The following is a 2,887-nucleotide window of genomic DNA, read 5'->3' as shown; positions in this document are numbered from 1 at the left end:
CAATTTAACCGTTACTTTGAGCCATTTTTAGGTGGTGCGGCGCTTTTCTTTCATCTTCAGCCGCAGCAGGCGGTGCTATCGGATAGCAATCCAGATCTGATCAACCTCTATCGGGTGATTCGAGACCAGGTTGAGGAGTTGATTGAAGACTTGGGTCGGCACGTCTATGACCGGGAGTATTACTATCGTTTGCGGCAGGTAGATCGAACCCCTGAGTATGGGCAGTGGACGGTGGTACAGCGGGCAAGTCGTTTTATCTATTTGAATAAGACTTGCTACAACGGCCTCTATCGGGTGAATTCCAGAGGTGAGTTTAATGTGCCCTTTGGGCGCTACAAGAATCCGACCATCCTGGATGAGGAGAACTTGAGGGCGTGTCATGCGGCCCTTCAGGGAGTGACCGGAGAGGGTCGCGACTTGCGTGAAACGTGTCGGCAGCTCGGGGAGGGGGATTTTGTATACTTTGACCCACCCTATATGCCAGTGAGTACGACGGCGAGCTTCACTGGCTACACGCGAGAAGGATTTGGGGAGAGGATGCAGGAAAAATTGGCTTCATTATGCCGGGAGCTTGATCGGCGTGGGGTGAGATTTATGGCGTCAAACTCTGATACCCCTTTGATGAGGGAGCTTTATCAGGGGTTCAATGTAGAGGTGGTTTACGCTGCTCGCCCGATTAACAGTCAGGGGCGGAAGCGGGGGAGGGTGCCGGAGGTGGTGGTGAGGAATTAGGGTTCCGCCGCTAATATGCTCGGATAGAAGGCCGGGCCTGCACAGCTTTATGATCTACAAGTACTGTCATTCAACAAAGAGGAGTACCCTGGCAGCCTCAAGGAAGCACCAATCTCATGATTGGCCTCACAATGGGGGTACTTAAACCGCTAGCAGCCTCTGCCACCCAAGCTTTCAAGTTTGTGTCTGCCAGCCAGCCCAAAACCGGATTTGCTTCAGAAATCAAAGCCTCACAACCACTCTTTTCAAAACAGTATCAGTCCTACTGCGTATTTTTCTTGACGCTGAGAACTAGCGTTGCTATAGTCGAGCTATCCAATTTGGATCAGTAGCGACCCTACTGCGTTGTTTTTTTTGAGGTGAAGTTCATAACATGGTTGCGCAAAAACGGAAACTTGGGGTCTATGCCCCAACTGAACGAAATGGTCGGTCCAACATTTATCAGCTTCAGCTGGTTGTTGGGAACGGGCCACAGCAGTTGAGTTACCAGCGCTGGCAAGATGGCAATCCTGCCTACTACTTTGGCAGGGGTAGCTCGGATGACCGTGCCTTTAGCTTCTCGGCTATTAAGTCACAGGTCACTCCAATTCTGGATCCTGATGCTGAGCAAGCACTCAAAAATTGGGAAAAGCGAGTTGGAAAAGATGAGGCCGATCGCATTCGTAATGAATCGATCGCAGCTGGCAAGATGGGCCACAACATGTTGGAGCGTTGGAACCGAGGTCAAACCCCTGGTCCCTTCCCGATGAATATGGGTGGCTACGTCAAGGCCTTAAAGGATGGCATCTTCCCTTATTTGCGGCGTTCAACTCCCCCACTGTCGGTAATTGATCAGGAACGCAACGAAGTAACCCTCTCAGAGGTGTTCGTTGCTGACTTTGAAGAGCAATTCATTGGCCGGTTTGACCTGGTTACTGAGATCGCGGCTTCACCGTTCGATGGTGCAAGAGTGTTGTTAGAGCTTAAGGGTAGCCGCAACGAAAAGTCTTTGGAGCATAAGCTTCCGCACATTGTGCAAGCTACAGCATACCTAACGACTTACAACAAAATCGCTGCTGCTTTCCCTGAGCAAATTGCTCCACTAGATGGGATCGCCATGGCGTACATGTATAGCTCTGGAATCGGCGAAATGATGCCAATTTTAGGGGAGGAGCTCCAGGAGTACATTGAAGAATGGCAGGGATGGCTTACCTGCTTCCAAAGCCTTCGCGGGGCTAAGGATGCTGCCTAATCACTAGGTCGTTTCTTGATCGGGCGTCCTACGTGGGGCGTGGGACGCCTGGCCAATCTCAGGAATGTAAACCTGGCGCTCTATATCAATATTAGATGATTTTTTGGATGAACATGACCGTACTAGAGGGTCCGGGAGATGTTCGATAACACACAAACAAGTGGTGCAAATCGATGACTACCGTTCATTCGCTGCAGGATCTTGGGCATCTACGCAGCGGCTATCAGTATCGCTCTGCTAAAGACCTAGAGTCTGGCGAGCCTTATCAAGCAGTACAGTTAGGTGTGCTCGCAGCGAATGGCGAGCTTGATTGGTCTAGTTTAGAACCTATGCGGTTTGAAGGCGACCCCAAGCAGTATCTCCTCCGAACAGGGGACGTCCTGTTTCCCTTACGTGGAGGTCGAACCGCAGCGGTGGCGATTAAGAATCCACCTGAAGATGCTTTCGTTGTTGGGCATTGGGCAATTCTGACGCCAGATTCTGCAAAAGCTGATGGTACTTATCTCGCCTGGTACTGGAATCATCCTGCAATATGCAAGCGGCGCGAATATGAGATGAGCAAGGGAAGCAACATTCAATTCATCTCAATGCGTGACTGTCGAAGCTTCAAGGTGCAGTTACCCCCACTTGAACGTCAACGGCAAGTCGCTAGAGTTGCCGAACTTTGGCAACAAGAACAGAAGCTCACCGGTCGGCTTGAAGAATTGAAGGACAAACTGATTAACGCGGCGACGATGCAGGCCGCAATTGAGGAATAGGAGGGAGGATGACGATGGCACAGATGACGCAGCAGGACATTAATGGTGTGGTTTGGAGGGCGTGCGACACCTTCCGAGGCACGATCGACCCGGCCCAGTACAAAGACTACATCCTGGTGATGCTCTTCCTGAAGTATCTGACCGATCTCAGGAATGACAAGCGGGA

Annotated in this window: 4 protein-coding genes; all 4 read left to right on the top strand. The window is 51.0% G+C overall.

Annotation, left to right across the window (positions count from 1 at the left end; translation table 11 throughout):
* Window positions 1-732, top strand: a 732-nt coding sequence (locus tag QQ91_RS12825) for a DNA adenine methylase (RefSeq protein WP_236096272.1), incomplete at its 5' end; no start/stop codon positions are given.
* 373 nt (window positions 733-1,105) lie between these two features.
* A complete protein-coding gene (locus QQ91_RS12820; protein WP_039726875.1) occupies window positions 1,106-1,963 on the top strand; it encodes a PD-(D/E)XK nuclease family protein in 858 nt (285 codons plus the stop codon).
* A 173-nt stretch (window positions 1,964-2,136) separates the two neighbouring features.
* Window positions 2,137-2,721 (top strand): restriction endonuclease subunit S, encoded by a 585-nt coding sequence (locus tag QQ91_RS12815; RefSeq protein WP_039726876.1) that lies wholly within the window; start codon window positions 2,137-2,139, stop codon window positions 2,719-2,721.
* A 14-nt stretch (window positions 2,722-2,735) separates the two neighbouring features.
* A partial coding sequence (locus QQ91_RS12810) for a type I restriction-modification system subunit M N-terminal domain-containing protein (RefSeq protein ID WP_375340951.1) occupies window positions 2,736-2,887 on the top strand: 152 nt, incomplete at its 3' end.

This window comes from Lyngbya confervoides BDU141951 (assembly GCF_000817775.3).
GTDB classification, from domain to species: domain Bacteria; phylum Cyanobacteriota; class Cyanobacteriia; order Thermosynechococcales; family Thermosynechococcaceae; genus Lyngbya; species Lyngbya confervoides.
Note: the sequence above shows the minus strand (reverse complement) of the source record. Positions and strands in the feature narration are given on the sequence as shown.